The organism is Micromonospora sp. NPDC005252 (assembly GCF_042872475.1).
Taxonomy (GTDB): Bacteria; Actinomycetota; Actinomycetes; order Mycobacteriales; family Micromonosporaceae; genus Micromonospora.
Genome location: NZ_JBIAKN010000024.1, coordinates 1 through 16,998, shown reverse-complemented (window position 1 = coordinate 16,998; position 16,998 = coordinate 1). Strand labels below are relative to the sequence as shown.

Sequence of the window (16,998 nt, the reverse complement as noted above, 5' to 3'; positions counted from 1 at the left end):
ACCGTGGCACGGTCAGCGCCGGCGTCGGAGCGGGACGTAGGGTCGGCGGTATGTCCACCGACGAAGATCGCGAGCGCCTCGCCGGGCAACTCGCGGCGCTGCCGGTCCGTGAGCTGGTCGACGTCCTGCGGCGTGCCCTGCCGCGGTTCACGCAGGAGGTGTACGGCATGCGAACGGTGCTGACCCTGGCCAACGTCACCTGGTTCGAGGACGATGTCGACCCGGGCCTCGACGTCGAGTTGGTCGCCTGGCCCGATCGCGACTACTACGGCGGTGAGCTCGGCCTGGATCAGGGCCTGTGGGAGAACGGCCGGTGCCCACGCTGCGATGTCGAGGTCACCTCGAACGCCAAGCGCGCGCACTGCCCGTACTGCGGCACCGCGTGCGTCCTGACCTGACGGTGCGCGCCAGCGTCGCGGTGGTCAGCCTCGGCCGTTCGACTCCGGGTCGCGAGTGGCCCTGGTCGCCATGAGGATGAGGTCGGCGATCGCCTCGGGGTGCGTGACCATGGCGAGGTGTGAGGAGTCGACCTCGATCGTCGTCGCGTTCATCCGCTCGGCCAGGAACCGCTCCAGCTCGGGCGCGGTGGTCCGGTCCGCGGTGGAGACGGAGTAGTACGGGCAGGCTTGCGCCGGAGGCGTCAGCGACCGAGGACGAGGTACGCGAGGCCGAGGACGCCGCGGTAGCCGCCGACGTACTGGCGCAGCCGGTCGTCGAGCTCCGCGCGGATCTGGTCCGCGCGGGGATCCTCGGGGTACGTCAGCAGCCACTCTTGCCGCCCCGCGAGCCAGGTGGACTCGAAGTCGTCCCACTCCCGCTGGTCGGCGGTGCTCAGGTGCAGCAGCCGCCAACCGCGCGCGCGGGCGGCCTCGACGAGGCCCGCGAGATCGGTGACGTCCGCACCGAAGATCCGCGTGGCCTCCGCGGTGGGGTCGGACTGCCAGTACCCCTCGCCGAGCAGCAGCCGCCCGCCCGGACGGACCACGCTGGCGAGCGCGTCGAGGGCCGCGCCGGTGCCGCCGAAGACGTGTGCCGAGCCGATACACAGGACCCGGTCGGCCGGCTCGTGCCAGGCCGCGGCCTCGCCCATCACGAAGGCGACGTGCCGGTTCAGCGACTTCTCGGCGGCGAGCCTGCGCCCGCGGGCGAGGGCGGCCTCGTCGGTGTCGACACCGACGCCCCTCGTCGCGACGGGGCCTGCCACGCCGCCCGCGGCGACGGCGCGCAGCAGCAGCTCGCCCCAGCCGCAGCCGAGGTCCAGCACGCGCGCGCCGGGGCGTACGTCGAGTCGTCGCAGCAGCAGGGCCGCGTGCTCCTCCGAGAGCGGCGTGTTCCAGCGCATCCGCGCGTACCGGCTGGCGGCGAGGTGGTCGGTGCTGTGCATCCGTTCAGGGTGTCAAGTCGGGATCACCGGCGCGCACCGGGTGGGGTGCGTTCGGGTTGCGCGCAGGTCGGGACGGGTGTCGGGGCGTACGGCAGGATCGGTGCAGTGGACGCGGGCGCGGCGCAGCCCTGGCGGTCGCCGACCCGGCAGGAGGTCGCGGCCGCGGCCGGTCGTGGCCTGGTGGACGTGATCGGCCCGGGCCTGCGGGTGCTGTTCTGCGGCTTCAACCCGGGTCTGTACTCGGCGGCGGTGGGGGAGCACTTCGCCCGCCGGGGCAGTCGCTTCTGGCCGGCCCTGCACGGCGCCGGCTTCACCGACCGGGAGCTGCGCCCGTGGGAGCGCGCCGAGCTGCTGCGGCAGGGACTGGGCATCACCAGCCTGAGCAACCGGGCCACCGCCCGCGCCGACGAGCTGACCCCGGCCGAGCTGGTGGCCGGGGTGACCGGGTTGGCGGTGAAGGCCGAGCGGCACCGGCCGAGGTGGGTGGCGATTCTCGGGGTGACCGCGTACCGGATCGCGTTCGTCCGGCCGAAGGCCGGGCTGGGCCCGCAGCCGGAGCGGCTGGGCCCGGCCCGGGTCTGGGTGTTGCCCAACCCCAGCGGTCTGAACGCGCACTTCCCGCTGCCGGCGCTGACGGCCGAGTTCGCGGCGCTGCGGCGGGAGGCGGGTTCCTAGACGCCGTCGGCGGCCAGCGCCCGGTAGTAGGGGGTCATGGCGGGGTGGTACTCGTCGAACTCCGGTTGGCGGGAGCCGTCCCGGGAGGCGACCAGCATGTCCAGGTAGTACTCCCAGCCGGCGCCCACCTCGGCGATGCCGTCCAGGCTGGTGAGGCGCTGGGCGAAGCGCAGCTCGGTGATGCCGTCGGTCTCGGTCAGCGCGAACTCCAGCAGCCAGCTGCCCGAGCCGTCGATCATCGAGACGCCGAGGCGCCGCTGCGGCTCGCACACCTCGATGCGTACGTCGCACCAGGGCTGCTGCTCCTCGTACGCCATCTGGACCCGGATGGTCCGGCCGGGCCCGGCGTCGCCCTCCCACGGGCCGAACCAGCGGGCCGTGCGCTCCGACTCGGTAAGGCTCGCCCACACGTCCGCCGCCGGGGCGCGGAACGTGCGGGTCAGGACGAGGTCGTGGCCGGTGGCGGTGCGGAACAGGCGGCCAGCGGGTGTACGGGTCATGCGATGTGCTCCGTTCGGTGTTCCGCCGGGCCGCGGGCGCGGCGTTCCCGGCGGGTTCGATGGACCTCGGTCTCCAGGGCGTCGAGGCGTTGCTCCCACCGGTCCGGTGCGGTGAACTCGGCGAGCCAGTCGATCAGCGCGGCGAGCGGGCCGGGGTCGAGGCGGTAGATCCTGCGGCGGCCGATCAGCTCGTCGCGGACCAGCCCGCTCTCCCGCAGCACCCGCAGGTGGCGACTGACCGCGGGTCGGCTGATGGCGAACCGCTGGGCGATCTCACCAGCTGCCAGCGGCGCGTCGCGCAGCATGGTCAGGATGCGCCGCCGCACCGGGTCCGCGATCGCGGTGGCCACCTCGTCCACGCCCGAAGCGTAACCCATAGGTTACGGGTTTGCGTAGGGCCGGCTGCGTCGATGGTGGGCACATGATCACCTGACCTGGCACTCTTGAGGGCATGCCAGCCCAGCTTCGATCCCGCCTGCTCGATTGGACCGTCGCCGTACCCGTGCTCGCCGTGCTGGTGTTGCTCGTGACGTGGGGGCGGGACATTCCCGCCCCTCTCGTCGTGGTGGTCGCCGCGTTGCTGGGCGGTGCGGTGCTCGCCGCCGTGCACCACGCCGAGGTGGTCGCCCACCGGGTGGGGGAGCCGTACGGCTCGCTGGTGCTCGCCGTCGCGGTCACGGTCATCGAGGTGGCCCTGATCGTCACGCTGATGATCAGCGGGCCGGAGAAGACCCAGTCGCTCGCCCGCGACACCGTCTTCGCCGCCGTCATGATCACCTGTAACGGGATCCTCGGCCTGTCCCTGCTGCTCGGGGCGCTGCGCCGACGCGTGGCCGTGTTCAATCCCGAGGGCACCGGCGGGGCCCTGGCCACCGTGATCACCCTGGCCACGCTGAGCCTGGTCATCCCGACCTTCACCACGGCCCGCCCCGGCCCGGAGTTCAGCCCGGCCCAGCTCGCCTTCGCCGCCGTCGCGTCGCTCGCGCTGTACGGGCTGTTCGTGCTGGTGCAGACCGGCCGGCACCGCGACTACTTCCTGCCCGTCGACACCGAGGGTCGGGTGATCGACGCCGAGGAGCACGCCAAGCCGCCGACCACCCGCGCGGCGCTGATCAGCCTGGGGCTGCTGCTGGTGGCGCTGGTCGCGGTGGTCGGCGACGCCAAGACCGTCTCGCCGACCATCGAGGCCGGCGTGGCGGCGGCGAACCTGCCGCACGCGTTCGTCGGCGTGATCATCGCCCTGCTGGTGCTGCTGCCGGAGACCCTGGCCGCCGCCCGCGCCGCCCGCCGGGACCGCGTGCAGATCAGTCTGAACCTCGCCCTCGGCTCGGCGATGGCCAGCATCGGCCTGACCATCCCGGCCATCGCCATCGCCTCGATCTGGCTGGACGGCCCGCTGCTGCTCGGCCTCGGCGGCACCCAGCTCGCGCTGCTCGCGCTCACCGCGGTGACCGCCGTGCTGACCGTGGTGCCGGGGCGGGCCAACGTGTTGCAGGGCGGTGTGCACCTGGTGCTGCTGGCCGCGTTCGTCTTCCTGGCCGCCAGCCCCTGACCTTCTCGGCGTCGCGCCCCTCGGCGCTCGCCGGCCGCCGGCTCAGCCGGCGGCCGGCGGGTCGTCCGCCAAACGGTCCGCGCGGGCGTTGAGGTAGCGCTGCTGCGCCAGGTTCGTCGAGCGTGCCGCCGCCATCCGGTACGCCTCCCGCGCCGCGACCCGCTCGCCGGTCAGCTCCCACAGGTGGGCGCGGGCGGCCGGCAGCCGCGGATCGTCGGCCAACCGGACGTCGTCGGCCAGGTCGGCCAGCAGCGCCAGGCCGGCCGGCGCGCCCCGGCTCATGGCCACCGCCACGGCGTGGTTGAGCGCCACTACCGGATTGTCGGACAGGCCGAGCAGCACCTCGTACAGGGCGGTGATCTGCGCCCAGTCGGTGGCCGCCGCGGTGGGCGCCTCGTCGTGCACGGCCGCGATGGCCGCCTGGAGCTGGTACGGCCCGACGACCCCGCGCGGCAGCGCCCCGGTGATCAGGGCGACCCCCTCGGCAATCTGGTCGGCCCGCCACCGGCTGCGGTCCTGCTCGGCCATCGGCACCAACTCGCCGTGGGCGCCGATCCGCGCCGGCGCGCGGGCGTCGGTGAGCAGCATCAACGCGAGCAGCCCCGCGACCTCGGGGTCGTCGGGCAGCAGCCGGTGCACCAGCCGCGTCAGTCGGATCGCCTCGGCGGTCAGGTCGGCGCGCAGCAGCCCCGGGCCGGCGGTACGCGCGTACCCCTCGGTGAAGACCAGGTAGAGCACGTGCAGCACCGCGGCGACCCGGTCGGCGCGCTCCGCCCCGGTCGGTGGCGCGAACCGCAGGCCACTGTCGCGGATGCGCTGCTTACCCCGGCTGATCCGCCGGGTCATCGTCGCCTCCGGCACCAGGAACGCGCGGGCCACCTCGGCGGTGCTCAACCCGCCCACCGCGCGCAGCGTCAGCGCGATCTGCGATGCCGGCGTGAGCGCCGGGTGGCAGCACAGGAACAGCAGGATGAGCGTGTCGTCGGCATCCGCCGGGGGCCGGTCGGCGGCCGGCGCCAACCACTGCTCCGGCAGCACCCAGCGCGCCACCGTCTCCTCCCGCCGCGTCCGCGCCTGGTCACGCCGGAGCAGGTCGGTGAGCCGCCGGGACGCGACGGTGATCAACCATGCGCGGGGATTCTCCGGTACGCCGTCGCGCGGCCAACCGTCCGCCGCCGCGATCAGCGCCTCCTGCACCGCGTCCTCGGCGGTGTCGAAGTGCCCGAAGCGGCGGACCAGCGCGCCGAGGACCTGCGGCGCCAGCTCGCGCAGCAGATCCTCGGCGGGCGTTGCCGACACCGGTCAGCCGGCCAGGTCCTCGACGCCGTCCAGCACCGGCCGCACGTCCACGTACGCGCCGGGGGTGTCCGGGTCGACCAGGCCGGCGGCGATCTCGGTGGCCCGGTCGAAGCTGGCGCACTCCACGATCGTGTAACCCGCGAGCACCTCCTGCGTCTCCGGGTACGGGCCGTCGGTGACCACGGACGCCCCGTCCCGAACCTGCACGCGGCGGGTGTGCACCGGCTCGCTGAGGCCCCGTGCGTCGACCAGTTCCCCGGATTCGGCGAGCGCCTGGTGGAACGTCTCCATGTGCTGGTGCATGGCCGCGATCTGCTCGGCGGACATGGCCGGCCGGTCGGAAGCCCGCCCCGACAGCACGTCATAGTCCTGCTGCGACCCGTAGAGCAGAATCATGTACTTCACAGTGGCCTCCTGTCTCCGGTGCCGCCCCGGCACCGCTCACCGGAAACGTCGAACCCCAACCCCCCACCCGGACACTCCCGCCCCCACCAGATCCCTGGTTGATCATGAAGTTATTGCCTTCGATGCCGGCGTGTCGGGGCAATAACTTCATGATCAACGGGTGGGGGCGGTTCCCGGGTCCGCCGTTGTGCGCGCGCGGGCGGGGATCGGGCGGCCGGGGTCTGATCAACTCCGTTTCGCCGAAGTCGCTGTATCCAGGGCGTTGGGACACCCCGATATCGCCGACCTGGAGTCGATCAGCCGCGCGAGTGGCGGATGCTCGTCGGGGCTGGCGTTGATTGTCTGGTTTGGGCCTTTCCGTTACGTGGTCGTTGGGGCCTAGATTGGCGGACATGACGGTGGTGTGGGTGGTCGCTGGGGTTTTCGTTGCGGTGGCGGGACTGGCGGTCGGAGTCGTGGCGCGGCGGGGACGGGGGCGGCTGGCTTCGGGTGACGACCTCGCCGCCGGCCGGGACGCTTGCGCCAGGCAGCAGCGGTACGAGGCGGAGCGGAACGGGGACCAGGGCGGGACGTGGCAACGTGGCCGCGAGTCGGGCGGCTGAGGGGTCACTGGCCGTAGGAGAGGCGGAGGCGGTTGTTGATCAGGTAGTTGAGGCGGTGCCGCAGGTAGCCGAGGGTGCTCTCGCTCGGTAGGTCCGCCTCGGTGGTCAGGGTCCAGCGCAGCGTGCAGTCCCCGCCGGGCAGTCCGTGGGTCACGTCGAAGCGGATCCGGTCCAGCGGCCGGTGCGGCCACAGCGACGACCACACCAGCAGCACCGGTGCGTAGCCCGCCACCACCCGGGGCGGCACCTCGTCGTCGCGCAACTCCAGCCACGGACGACTGCCAGCCTCGTACGGGTCACGCAGCGACCGCCACACGACATGCGCGGGGGCCGGCTGGCTTCGTCGGCGGCTGCCCAGCACGTGCACGTCGCCCTCCTCACCGGACGGCCACATCCGCCCCCGGGCCATTGTGGCGGCCCGGCACCGGCCGCGTGAACCGCCCGGCCGGCCGGGGGTGAAGCCGCACGGCCGGTCCGAGGGTCAAGCCGCCCGGCCGGCCTGAGCGTGAACCGTCCGGCCCGGTGGTGCGTGAATCCGGTGAGCGTGGCGGTCGTACCGTCGGGGTACTGCGCAGCGGGAGCGCCGATGTCTGGGGAGGCACAGTGGGGGCATGGTCAGGACGCGACGCCCGGGGACCCCTGCCGGGCCTGGTGGTCGCCGCGCTGGTGTCGCTCGCCTGCGCCGGCGGTGGGCTGGCCGAGCCGGAGGGCGAACGCCCGGGGGCGAACCCGCCGGCCGCCTCGCCGGGGCCGAGCACCACCCGCGCCGACAGCACCACCAGCGTGGCCGAGTTCAAGCAGGACGTCGCCGACGCGCAGGCGGTCGCCGAGCGCTACTGGGCGGCCCAGTTCAAGGCCTCCGGGAAGCGCTTCCAACCCATCCGGCGGGTCACCCCGTACCAGCGGGCCGGCGAGGTCTCCTGCGGCGGGCAGCCGCTGCCCCGCAACAACGCGGTCTACTGCTCGCAGGGCGACTTCATCGCGTACGACGTCGCCTGGTCGGTGGCCGCGTTCCGCGAGGTCGGTGACGCGTTCGTGTTCTACCTGCTCGGCCACGAGTACGCCCACGGCATCCAGGTGCGCCTCGGCATCAACTACAGCTTCACCATTCAGCAGGAGTTGCAGGCCGACTGCATGGCGGGGGCGTACCTCGGCGACTCGGTGCGCTCCGGCGACCTGACCCTCGCCGAGGGCGACCTGGACGAGTTCCGGGAGGGGGTGGCGGCCGTCGGCGACGACCCCGACCAGCCGTGGTTCGCCGAGGGCGCGCACGGCACCGCCGAGCAGCGCACCGACATGTTCTTCCGCGGCTACGAGCGCTCGCTGAAGGAGTGCGACCTGGGCTGAGCGGGGTTGCCCGGATCACCCCGGCGCCCGTTGCCGCCACCGGCCACGGGTCGTGCTGGCAGGATCGCCGGTGTCGCCCACGACCCTGGAGGATCCGCTGAGCAGCCAACACCCCGCCGCCGTGCTCTTCGACATGGACGGCACGCTTGTCGACAGCGAGAAGCTGTGGGACGTCGCGCTGCAGGAACTGGCGCGCGAGTACGGCGGTGACCTCTCCGCCGACGCCCGCCGGTCGATCATCGGCACCGCCATGGCCGAGTCGATGCGCATCCTGCACGACGACCTGGGGCAGCCCGAACGGGACCCCGAGATCAGCGCGGCGTGGATCAACGCCCGGATCCTGGAGCTGTTCCGGGGCGGTCTGCCCTGGCGGCCGGGGGCGTTCGAGCTGTTGCACGCGGTCCGCGCGGCGGGAATCCCCACCGCGCTGGTCACCTCCAGCCCTCGGGCCCTCGTCGAGATCGCCCTGGACACCCTGGGTCGGGACACCTTCGACGTGGTGGTCGCCGGCGACGAGGTGGTCGCGGCCAAGCCCCACCCGGAGCCCTACCTGACCGCCGCGCGGCTGCTCGGCGTGCCGATCGAGCGGTGTGTGGCGATCGAGGACTCACCGACCGGGGTGGCCAGCGCGCTCGCCTCCGGCGCGGCCGTGCTGGCCGTACCCGCCGAGGTGCCGTTGCCCGCCAGGACCGGCGTACACCAGGTGGAGAGCCTGACGGGCGTGGACCTGGAGGTGCTCGCGGCCCTGCTGGCCGACCGGGCCGCGGCCTGACGAAAACGTGGCCTGACGAAGAAGGGGGACCCCGCCGTTGCGGGGCCCCCCTTCTCTCGGTCTGGCGTCAGTCGTGGGCGATCGCGCCCAGGACGTTGATCCGGGCCGCCCGCACGGCGGGGAGCACCGCGGCCACCACCCCGATGATCGCGGCGAGACCGAGGAAGACGCCCATCTGGCCCCACGGCAGGATCAGGTCGGTGATGCCCTCGTCCTTGAGCGCCTCGACCACGGCGGCGCCGAGGCCGCTGCCGACCGCCACGCCCAGCAGCGCGCCGAACACGGAGATCACCACCGCTTCGACCGTGATCATGCCCATGGTCTGCCCGCGCCGCAGGCCGATCGCCCGCAACAGGCCCAGTTCGCGGGTCCGCTCCAGCACCGACAACGCCAGGGTGTTGATGATGCCCAGGACGGCGATGACGATGGCCAGCGCCAGCAGGATCTGGATCATCGTGAGCAGCCCGTCGAGCTGACCGGTCTGCTGCTTGATGAACGCGTCCCGGTCGGCCACCGACACCTCGGGACTGTCCGCGAGCAGCGCCTCCACCTGCGGCTGCACGTCGGCCACCCGGGCGCCCGCCGCCAGCTGGATGAAGCCCTGAATGGGCTGCGGGATGGCGAAGTCCTTCGCCGCGGTCGCCGGCAACGTCACCGGGTTGGTCAGCTGCGACGACTCGTAGATGCCGCTGATCGTGTACGTCCGGGCCTCGCCCCGGGTCAGCTGCACGTTCACCGTCGAGCCGACCGACCAGCCACGGGACTTGGCGGTGTCGGAGCTGGCGAGCATCTGGGTCGGTGAGAGCCGGTCGATGTCACCGGCGGTGGCCTTCGCCCCGAAGATCTGCCGCAGCGACGCGACGTCGCTGCTCGCCGCCACCCAGGTGCCCTCGCCGTTGATCCTGGCCATGTCGCCGTACTCGCCGTCGACCATCTGCACGCCGGGCAGGGCCTTGGCCCGGTCCAGCACACCCGGGTCGAAGCTCGGCGGACGCGGCCCACCCTGCTGACCGGAGATCACCAGCTCGGCCTTGATGGTGTCCTGGGCGAGGGCGCTGATGCTGCCCTTGGCCGAATCGAGAATCACCGTGACGCCGGTGACCAGCGCGATGCCGACCATCAGCGCGGCCGCGGTGATCGCCGTGCGGCGCGGGTTGCGCCCCGAGTTCAGCCGGCCCAGCTTGCCCGGCACCGACCAGGAGAAGATCGTGCCGAGCAGGCTCACCACCGGCCGACTGATCAGCGGGGTCAGCAGCGCCACGCCGATGAAGGCGAACAGCACCCCACCCAGGATGGTGGCCAGGGTCTGACCACCCGCGTTGCCGCTGAGCCCCAAGAAGAGCAGCAGCGCGCCGATGCCGGTGACCACCGACCCGGCCACCGTGACCTTGGTCAGCGGCCGGTCCGGGGTCGCCACGTCCTGCATGGCGGCGATCGGCGGGATCCGGGATGCCCGCAGCGCCGGCAGCAGCGCCGCCACCACGGTGATCACCAGACCGACGCCGAAGGAACCGATCACCGCGGCCGCCGGCACACCGATCCCGGCCAGGGTCAGCCCACCGGCCAACTTGCCGAACAGGAACGCCAGCAGCGCCCCCACACCGATGCCGGCCGCCAGGCCGAGCACCGACGCGATCAACCCGACCGCGATGGCCTCCAGCACCACCGAACCGATGATCTGCCGGCCGCTGGCGCCGATGGCGCGCATCAGCGCCAGCTCCCGGGTCCGCTGCGCCACGATGATCGAGAAGGTGTTGAGGATGAGGAAGGTGCCCACCAGCAGCGCCACCGCGGCGAAGCCGAGCAGGATCTTGTTGAAGAAGGACAGGCCCTCCTTCAGGCTGGCCGAGGCGTCCGCGGCCACCTGCTCGCCGGTCTTCACCTCGTAGTCCGCGCCCAGGGTCCGGGCCACGTCGTCGCGCAGCCTCTCGTCCGAGACGCCGTCGGCGGCGCGCAGTGTGATGCTGCTGAACGTGTCCGGCTCGCCCAGCATCAGCCGCTGCGCCACCGGCGTGGTGAAGAAGACCTCGTTGACCCCGCCGATCGAATCCCGGTCACCGCTGTAACCGAGGATGCCGACCAGGGTGAACTCCCGCTTCTTGGACTCGAACGCGGTGAGCACGCCAACCTTCTGACCGACGCGCACCTTCGCCGTGGTGGCCAACGCCTTGTTGACCACGATCTCGTCCTCGGCCTGCGGCGCGCGCCCCTCCCGCAGCCGCATCAGGTCGCTCTCGCCGGTCCAGTTCTCGCCCAACTGCGGCGGACCGAACGAGGTGATCACCTTGCCGTTGCTGCCGATCACCCGGGCGCCGTCGGCGTTGACGATGCCGGTCGCCGAGGCCACCCCCGGCACCTGCTTGACCCGGTCCACCACGGCGGCCGGCAGCGGAGCGGCGGTCTGCTCGCCCTCCATCTCGTCGACCTGCACCTTCGGCTTCGCCGCGACGTTCACGTCGATCTCGGAGAACCCGTCGGCGAAGACCGAGTCGAAGGAGCGGCCCAGCGTGTCGGTCAGCACGAACGCGCCGGAGACGAACATGACCCCGAGCACCACCGCCAGCCCGGACAGGATCAGCCGGACCTTGCGGGCCAGCAGACTCTTGAGTGTCGCCCGGAACATCAGTTGCCCACCTCGGCCGGAGTGTCCAGCTTCTTCATGGTGTCCAGCACCGTGTCGGCGGTCGGCTCGATCAACTCCGAGACGATCTGCCCGTCGGCGAGGAAGACCACCCGATCGGCGTACGCGGCGGCCGTCGGGTCGTGGGTGACCATGACGATGGTCTGGCCGTGCTCACGCACCGAGTTGCGCAGGAAGCCGAGCACCTCCGCGCCGGAGCGCGAGTCCAGGTTGCCGGTCGGCTCGTCAGCGAAGATCACGTCGGGGCGGGAGACCAGCGCCCGCGCACACGCCACCCGCTGCTGCTGACCGCCGGAGAGCTGCGCCGGCCGGTGGTCCAACCGGTCCTGCAGGCCCACCGTCTTGATCACCGTGTCGTACCAGGCCGGGTCCGGCTTGCGACCGGCGATCGACAACGGCAGCAGGATGTTCTCCTTCGCGGTGAGCGTCGGCAGCAGGTTGAACTGCTGGAAGATGAAGCCCACCTTGTCTCGGCGCAACTTCGTCAGCCCCGAGTCGCCCAGACCGGTGACCGTCGTCGCACCGATCGACACCGTCCCCCGGGTCACCGAGTCCAGACCGGCCAGGCAGTGCATCAGCGTCGACTTGCCGGAACCCGACGGGCCCATGATCGCGGTGAAGCGGCCACGTTCGAACTCCGCGCTGACCCCCCGCAGCGCGATGACCTGAGCCTCGCCGCTGCCGTACACCTTCCACACGTCGTTCGCCCGGGCCGCGGCCTGCGCCTGCTGGCCTACCGTCGCGGTCACGTCATCTACCTCTTCCGTCTGTCCGAATCTCACGCCGCCCCCCGATGGTCCGGCGTGCCGTTCAATCATCGGCGCTGCTCGCGCCCGTCCCGTCCGCCCCTGGGGGGACCCGGCGCGGATTTCCCGCTGCGGGTGCACCCCCATGCCGCATCAGGGTTGCCCCTGACCCGGCCGCCGATCGACCGGTTTCCCGACCGGCGAAACACCGCCGGACACGACACGTCCCCCGTTGGCCACAGGAGGGTCAACCGCGCCGAGCCGTCTACGGTCACGGTAGGTGAGCACGGCAACGGGGCCGTCCCCCCACGGAGGGATCTTCGAGTACGCCGGGTGGGGTAGCCGCCGCGCGTCCGCTACGCCCGCGGGCGGACCAGACCCGACTCGTACGCCAGCACGACCGCCTGCACCCGGTCGCGCAGCCGCAGCTTGGTCAGCACGTGCCCGACGTGGGTCTTGACGGTGGTCTCGCTGACCGACAGCACCGCCGCGATCTCGGCGTTGGACAACCCCCGGGCCACCTGCACCAGCACCTCGCGTTCCCGGTCGGTGAGCGCGCTGAGCGCCGCCGACGGCGTCGCCGCCGGGTCCGGCAGCAGGTCGGCGAAGCGCTCCAGCAGCCGCCGCAGGATCCGCGGCGCGACCACCGCGTCCCCGCCGGCCACCGTGCGGATCGCCGCGATCAGCTCCTCGGCTGGTACGTCCTTGGCCAGGAACCCGCTGGCGCCCGCGCGCAGCGCCCCCACCACGTACTCGTCGAGGTCGAACGTGGTCAGCACCAGCACCCGCACCGGCAGGCGGGAGTCGACGATCGCCCGGGTCGCCGCCACCCCGTCCATGCGGGGCATCCGGATGTCCATCAGCACGACGTCGGGCAGCAGTCGCCGGGACAGCTCCACCGCCTCCACGCCGTCGCCGGCCTCCGCCACCACGTCCAGGTCACCCTCGGCGCCCAGCACCATCCGGAAGCCCGTGCGCAGCAGCGGCTGGTCGTCGGCGAGCAGGATCCGTACCGGCCGCGCCGAGGCAACCCGATCGGCCATCACGTCTCCCGTCCCCTCGCCGTCGCGCCCACACCGGTCATCGTCGCGTACCCGGCCGGCGCGTCGTGGACCACGGTAGAGGCCCGCCGGCCGCGGTGTCCCGACCGACGCGGCACCGTCGCGGTCGGGTCCGAAAGCCCGCCGCGGCCCTCACTCGTCGGCGCCGGGCACCACCGGAGCGGAACGGGCGTCACGCAGCGGATCGGCGTTCGCCGCCGCGACGGGGAACGGCGGCGGAGTGCCGCCGAAGGTGGGGCAGAGCGCCTGGTGACTGCACCAGTCGCACAACCTGCTCGGACGAGGTCGGAAATCCTGGCGGGCGGTGGCCTGCTCGATCGCCCGCCACAACGCCACCACCGTGCGCTCGAAGCGGACCAGCTCGTCGGCGTCGGGGGTGTAATCCAACACCTCGGCGTCGCGCAGGTAGAGCAGGCGCAGCACCCGGGGCACCACCCCCCGGGTGCGCCACAGCACCAACGCGTAGAACTTCAGCTGGAACAGCGCCCGCGCCTCGAACGCCTCCCGGGGCGCGCCGCCGGTCTTGTAGTCGACCACCCGCAGCGCGCCGTCCGGGGCGACGTCGAGCCGGTCGAGATAGCCCCGGATCAGCAGCTCCTCGTCGACGACCGCCGAGATCAGGCTCTCCCGTTCGGCCGGCTCCAGCCGGGTCGGGTCCTCCACGGCGAAGTAGCCCTCCAGCAGCCCCGCCGCGGAGCGCAGGAACTCCACCGGGCCGGCCGGCTCGGCGCCGTCGAAGATCCCGGCCAGCTCCGGCTGCTCGGTGACCAGCCGGTCCCACTGCGGGGCCACCAGGTCGCCGGCCGCGGCCGGCGTGCGGGCCTGCGCGGGCAGGTCGAACAGCCGCTCCAGCACCGCGTGCACCAGCGTGCCCCGGGCCTGCTCGACTGTCGTCCGCTCCGGCAGCCGGTCGATGCTGCGGAACCGGTAGAGCAGCGGGCAGGTCTTGAAATCCGCCGCCCGCGACGGGGACAGCGAGGCCCGCACCGTCGGCGGTGTCTGCGCCGGGGAGGAGGACTGGGGGGTGGTGACCGGTTCCGCCGTCATGTCCGCAAAGGTTAGGGCACCGGTGTGACACCGCCCGCCGCCCGCCCCACGCCGGGCCGGTCCGTAGCATCGGTGCGATGGAGCAGACATCCCGGCCGCCGCGTCGGTCCGACCGGCGACCCGGTCTGAGCGTGGGCCGGGTGCTCGGGGTGCCGCTGCACCTCAACGCCTCGATGCTCCTGCTCGCCGTGCTGGTCGCCGTGCTCTACGCCGAGTTCGCCCGCCGGCAACTGGACCTGCCGCAGGTCAGTGGCTATCTGATCGGCTTCGGGTTCGTGGTGTCACTGCTCGGCTCGGTGCTGCTGCACGAGCTGGGTCACGCGCTCACCGCCCGCCGCTACGGCATCGGTGTGCGCGGAATCACCCTGGAACTGCTCGGCGGGTACACCGAGATGGACCGGGACGCCCCGACACCCAAGGTCGACCTGCTGGTGTCGCTGGCCGGCCCGGCGGTGTCCGCGGTGCTCGGCGTCCTCGCGGTCGCCGCCACCCTGGCCCTGCCCCCGGGCACCGTGGCCCACCAGCTCGCCTTCCAGCTCGCCCTGAGCAACGTCATCGTCGCGCTGTTCAACATCCTCCCCGGGCTGCCGCTGGACGGCGGGCGTGCCCTGCGCGCCGCCGTGTGGGGCCTGACCCGCGACCGGCACCGCGGCACCGAGGTCGCCGGCTGGGCGGGCCGCGTCGTCGCCGTCGGCACCGCCGCCCTGGTCGGACTGCTGACCCTGACCGACTTTCTGGCGCCGGTGGCGCTGCCGCTGATGCTGCTGGTCGCCGTCACGCTCTGGCGCGGCGCCGGGCAGTCGATCCGCGCCGCGCGGGTCAGCCGGCGGTTCCCGCTTATCGACCTGTCCCGACTGGCGCGGCCGATCTGGCCGGTGCCCACCGGCACGCCGCTGTCCGAGGCCCAGCGCCGCCGCGCCGAGGGCGGGCAGCCCAACGCCGCGCTGCTGGTCACCGACTCCACCGGCCACCCCGTGGCGCTGGTCGACCCGGCCGCCGCCGCGGCCGTCCCCGCCGAGCGCCGCCCCTGGCTGGCGGTGGACGCCGTCGCCCGCGCACTGGCCGGGCTCCCCACCCTCCCGGTCGGGCTGGACGGCGAACGGGTGATGGAGGCCGTGCAGACCCACCCGGGCGCGCAGTACGTGGTGACGTCAGGCGAAGATGTCGTCGGCATTCTGCACATCGGGGACCTGGCACAGCTCCTCGAACCCAACCGGAAGATGACATCGTGACCGCAACTCCCTCCACCGTCGCCGCCGACCCCGCCAGCCCGGCGCTGACACCCGTGCACCGTGGCCCGTTCCGGCCCGGCGACCGGGTGCAGCTGACCGACCCCAAGGGGCGGATGCACACCGTGACGCTGGAGCCCGGCAAGGAGTTCCACACCCACCGCGGCATCCTGGCCCACGACGCGCTGATCGGGCTGCCCGACGGCAGCGTGGTGACCACCTCCGGCGGCGGAACCGCCTTCCTGGCGCTGCGCCCGCTGCTCTCGGACTACGTGCTGTCCATGCCGCGCGGCGCCCAGGTGATCTATCCGAAGGACTCGGCGCAGATCGTCGCGATGGGCGACATCTTCCCCGGCGCGAAGGTCCTCGAGGCCGGCGCCGGCTCCGGCGCGCTCAGCTGCTCGCTGCTGCGCGCGGTCGGCACCGAGGGGGAGTTGCACTCGTTCGAGCTGCGCGACGACTTCGCCCAGATCGCCAAGCGCAACGTCGAGGCGTTCTTCAACGGGCCGCACCCCTCCTGGCACCTGCACGTCGGCGACGTCGCACAGTGCCAGGAGACCGGCTTCGACCGGATCATCCTGGACATGCTCACCCCCTGGGAGACCCTCGACATGGTCGAGCGGGCGCTGGTGCCCGGCGGCGTGTTCATCGGCTACGTGGCCACCACCCCCCAGCTCTCCGAACTCGTCGAGGCGCTGCGTGAGCGCGGCGGCTGGACCGAGCCCCGCGCCTGGGAGTCGCTGGTGCGCGACTGGCACGCCGAGGGCCTCGCCGTCCGCCCCGACCACCGGATGATCGCGCACACCGCGTTCCTGGTCTCCGCGCGCAAGCTCGCCCCGGGCGTCACCGCGCCGCCGCGCCGCCGCAAGCCCAGCAAGGGCACCGAGGCGTACGCCCAGCGCCGGCAGGACCTGCGCGAGGCCGAGGCGGCCCGGCAGGCGGCCGCTGTCCGGGCCGCCGGCGCGCAGCCCGACGCGACGGGGGAGATGGACAGGCCGTGACCATCGGCGAGCGGGGGGAGGCGGCGGCATGAGCCGACCGGGTTACGGCGGCGGCGACCTGCCCGCCGTGTTTCCGGACTGGTCGCCCTACCAGGACCTGGAGTCGGCGGCGCGGGCCTATCTGCGCGACCCGGACGTCGCCCTGGAGGCGCTCGGCGGGGTGCTGCGCGGCGCCTCGGTGCTCGGCTTCACCCTGGAACGCTTCGTCAACGAGGTCAACGGCGTGTGGCAGGAGGTCGTCGTCTGCGACGGCAGCCGGCTGATCCTCTGGCACGGCGAGGACGTGCCGCCGGGGGAGGGGCCGCCGGGATCGATGACGTCGTCCCTGCGGGTCGTGCCGGTCTCCACGGTCACCGAGGTGGGCTGCCGGCGGCGGCTCAACCGCTCGGACAGCGGCGAGATCCGAGTCGACAGCATCGACGTCTACCTGCTGCTCACCTCGTTGGACGAGGCCCCGCCGAGCGAGGAGATGGCGGGTACGCCCCGCCACGACGCGCTGCGCTTCGGCAAGACCCTCGACGACGGCGGCGCCGGGCAGATCGCCCGGTTGGAGGAGTTCGCCCGGCTGGTGGCGTCGGTGGTCGGCCGCCCGATGCTCTGAGCCGCCCCAGGGTCGGGTCGAGCCGGGGGGGGGCGGGCCCCGCGCCCCCCGCGCCCCCGGCCCGCGGGCCCGGGGGGCGGGGCCGGGCCCCCCGCCCCCCCGCCCCCCCCCCCCCGGGTGGGGGCCCCCCGGCCCA

Annotated in this window: 19 protein-coding genes; 8 read left to right on the top strand and 11 right to left on the bottom strand. The window is 73.1% G+C overall.

What is annotated here, in order from left to right:
- Positions 1 to 50 precede the first annotated feature (50 nt).
- Positions 51 to 398: a hypothetical protein gene (locus ACFYPH_RS30525; protein WP_354863228.1), complete on the top strand. Its 348-nt coding sequence runs from the start codon at positions 51 to 53 to the stop codon at positions 396 to 398.
- A gap of 24 nt (positions 399 to 422) precedes the next feature.
- Here the strand turns inward: ACFYPH_RS30525 and ACFYPH_RS30520 are convergent, their stop codons facing one another.
- Together ACFYPH_RS30520 and ACFYPH_RS30515 are read right to left on the bottom strand one after the other, a co-directional pair.
- A complete protein-coding gene (locus tag ACFYPH_RS30520; protein ID WP_363941238.1) occupies positions 423 to 551 on the bottom strand; it encodes a hypothetical protein in 129 nt (42 codons plus the stop codon).
- Positions 552 to 640: 89 nt separating this feature from the next.
- The gene (locus tag ACFYPH_RS30515) at positions 641 to 1,384 is read right to left on the bottom strand and encodes a methyltransferase domain-containing protein (RefSeq protein ID WP_355068702.1); all 744 of its coding nucleotides are present in this window, start codon (positions 1,382 to 1,384) and stop codon (positions 641 to 643) included.
- A gap of 105 nt (positions 1,385 to 1,489) precedes the next feature.
- Between ACFYPH_RS30515 and mug the strand changes: the two genes are divergently transcribed.
- Positions 1,490 to 2,059, top strand: a complete 570-nt coding sequence (gene mug / locus ACFYPH_RS30510) for a G/U mismatch-specific DNA glycosylase (RefSeq protein ID WP_355068700.1) — start codon at positions 1,490 to 1,492, stop codon at positions 2,057 to 2,059.
- Here mug and ACFYPH_RS30505 read toward each other — a convergent pair.
- The gene (locus tag ACFYPH_RS30505; RefSeq protein WP_387186544.1) at positions 2,056 to 2,559 is read right to left on the bottom strand and encodes an SRPBCC family protein; all 504 of its coding nucleotides are present in this window, start codon (positions 2,557 to 2,559) and stop codon (positions 2,056 to 2,058) included. The genes mug and ACFYPH_RS30505 overlap by 4 nt on opposite strands.
- Positions 2,556 to 2,918 carry a metalloregulator ArsR/SmtB family transcription factor gene (locus ACFYPH_RS30500; protein ID WP_355068696.1) on the bottom strand — a complete coding sequence of 121 codons (363 nt, stop codon included), beginning with the start codon at positions 2,916 to 2,918 and terminating at the stop codon, positions 2,556 to 2,558. Before ACFYPH_RS30500 ends, ACFYPH_RS30505 begins: the two co-directional genes overlap by 4 nt.
- A gap of 92 nt (positions 2,919 to 3,010) precedes the next feature.
- Between ACFYPH_RS30500 and ACFYPH_RS30495 the strand changes: the two genes are divergently transcribed.
- Positions 3,011 to 4,111 carry an ionic transporter y4hA gene (locus tag ACFYPH_RS30495; protein ID WP_355137109.1) on the top strand — a complete coding sequence of 367 codons (1,101 nt, stop codon included), beginning with the start codon at positions 3,011 to 3,013 and terminating at the stop codon, positions 4,109 to 4,111.
- A gap of 42 nt (positions 4,112 to 4,153) precedes the next feature.
- On the opposite strand, the gene ACFYPH_RS30490 is transcribed toward ACFYPH_RS30495, so the two are convergent.
- From ACFYPH_RS30490 to ACFYPH_RS30480, 3 genes are all read right to left on the bottom strand, one after another.
- Positions 4,154 to 5,410 carry an RNA polymerase sigma factor gene (locus ACFYPH_RS30490; protein WP_387186542.1) on the bottom strand — a complete coding sequence of 419 codons (1,257 nt, stop codon included), beginning with the start codon at positions 5,408 to 5,410 and terminating at the stop codon, positions 4,154 to 4,156.
- A gap of 3 nt (positions 5,411 to 5,413) precedes the next feature.
- Complete coding sequence (locus tag ACFYPH_RS30485; RefSeq protein WP_387186554.1) at positions 5,414 to 5,806, bottom strand: YciI family protein; 393 nt, start codon at positions 5,804 to 5,806, stop codon at positions 5,414 to 5,416.
- Between the two features lie 615 nt (positions 5,807 to 6,421).
- Positions 6,422 to 6,811, bottom strand: a complete 390-nt coding sequence (locus ACFYPH_RS30480; RefSeq protein ID WP_355139077.1) for a hypothetical protein — start codon at positions 6,809 to 6,811, stop codon at positions 6,422 to 6,424.
- A gap of 209 nt (positions 6,812 to 7,020) precedes the next feature.
- Here ACFYPH_RS30480 and ACFYPH_RS30475 point away from each other — a divergent pair, with 209 nt between their 5' ends.
- Together ACFYPH_RS30475 and ACFYPH_RS30470 are read left to right on the top strand one after the other, a co-directional pair.
- Positions 7,021 to 7,764 carry a neutral zinc metallopeptidase gene (locus ACFYPH_RS30475; protein WP_387186539.1) on the top strand — a complete coding sequence of 248 codons (744 nt, stop codon included), beginning with the start codon at positions 7,021 to 7,023 and terminating at the stop codon, positions 7,762 to 7,764.
- A gap of 121 nt (positions 7,765 to 7,885) precedes the next feature.
- Positions 7,886 to 8,536: an HAD family phosphatase gene (locus ACFYPH_RS30470; RefSeq protein ID WP_355068737.1), complete on the top strand. Its 651-nt coding sequence runs from the start codon at positions 7,886 to 7,888 to the stop codon at positions 8,534 to 8,536.
- Between the two features lie 67 nt (positions 8,537 to 8,603).
- Here ACFYPH_RS30470 and ACFYPH_RS30465 read toward each other — a convergent pair whose 3' ends face one another.
- The 4 genes from ACFYPH_RS30465 to ACFYPH_RS30450 form a co-directional block, all read right to left on the bottom strand.
- On the bottom strand, positions 8,604 to 11,159 hold the full coding sequence (locus ACFYPH_RS30465) for an ABC transporter permease (protein WP_387186537.1): 2,556 nt from the start codon (positions 11,157 to 11,159) through the stop codon (positions 8,604 to 8,606).
- Complete coding sequence (locus ACFYPH_RS30460; protein WP_234581947.1) at positions 11,159 to 11,926, bottom strand: ABC transporter ATP-binding protein; 768 nt, start codon at positions 11,924 to 11,926, stop codon at positions 11,159 to 11,161. The genes ACFYPH_RS30465 and ACFYPH_RS30460 overlap by 1 nt, the downstream gene beginning before the upstream one ends.
- A gap of 353 nt (positions 11,927 to 12,279) precedes the next feature.
- Positions 12,280 to 12,966 carry a response regulator transcription factor gene (locus tag ACFYPH_RS30455; protein WP_354862389.1) on the bottom strand — a complete coding sequence of 229 codons (687 nt, stop codon included), beginning with the start codon at positions 12,964 to 12,966 and terminating at the stop codon, positions 12,280 to 12,282.
- A gap of 150 nt (positions 12,967 to 13,116) precedes the next feature.
- Complete coding sequence (locus ACFYPH_RS30450) at positions 13,117 to 14,031, bottom strand: PD-(D/E)XK nuclease family protein (protein WP_354862387.1); 915 nt, start codon at positions 14,029 to 14,031, stop codon at positions 13,117 to 13,119.
- A 173-nt stretch (positions 14,032 to 14,204) separates the two neighbouring features.
- On the opposite strand from ACFYPH_RS30450, the gene ACFYPH_RS30445 reads away from it, so the two are divergent.
- From ACFYPH_RS30445 to ACFYPH_RS30435, 3 genes are read left to right on the top strand one after another with little or no spacing between them, the layout of a single operon-like run.
- On the top strand, positions 14,205 to 15,263 hold the full coding sequence (locus ACFYPH_RS30445) for a site-2 protease family protein (protein WP_355068735.1): 1,059 nt from the start codon (positions 14,205 to 14,207) through the stop codon (positions 15,261 to 15,263).
- A complete protein-coding gene (locus ACFYPH_RS30440; protein ID WP_387186534.1) occupies positions 15,260 to 16,261 on the top strand; it encodes a tRNA (adenine-N1)-methyltransferase in 1,002 nt (333 codons plus the stop codon). Before ACFYPH_RS30445 ends, ACFYPH_RS30440 begins: the two co-directional genes overlap by 4 nt.
- Before the next feature lie 28 nt (positions 16,262 to 16,289).
- Positions 16,290 to 16,862 carry a hypothetical protein gene (locus ACFYPH_RS30435; RefSeq protein ID WP_007459901.1) on the top strand — a complete coding sequence of 191 codons (573 nt, stop codon included), beginning with the start codon at positions 16,290 to 16,292 and terminating at the stop codon, positions 16,860 to 16,862.
- Positions 16,863 to 16,998 lie beyond the last annotated feature (136 nt).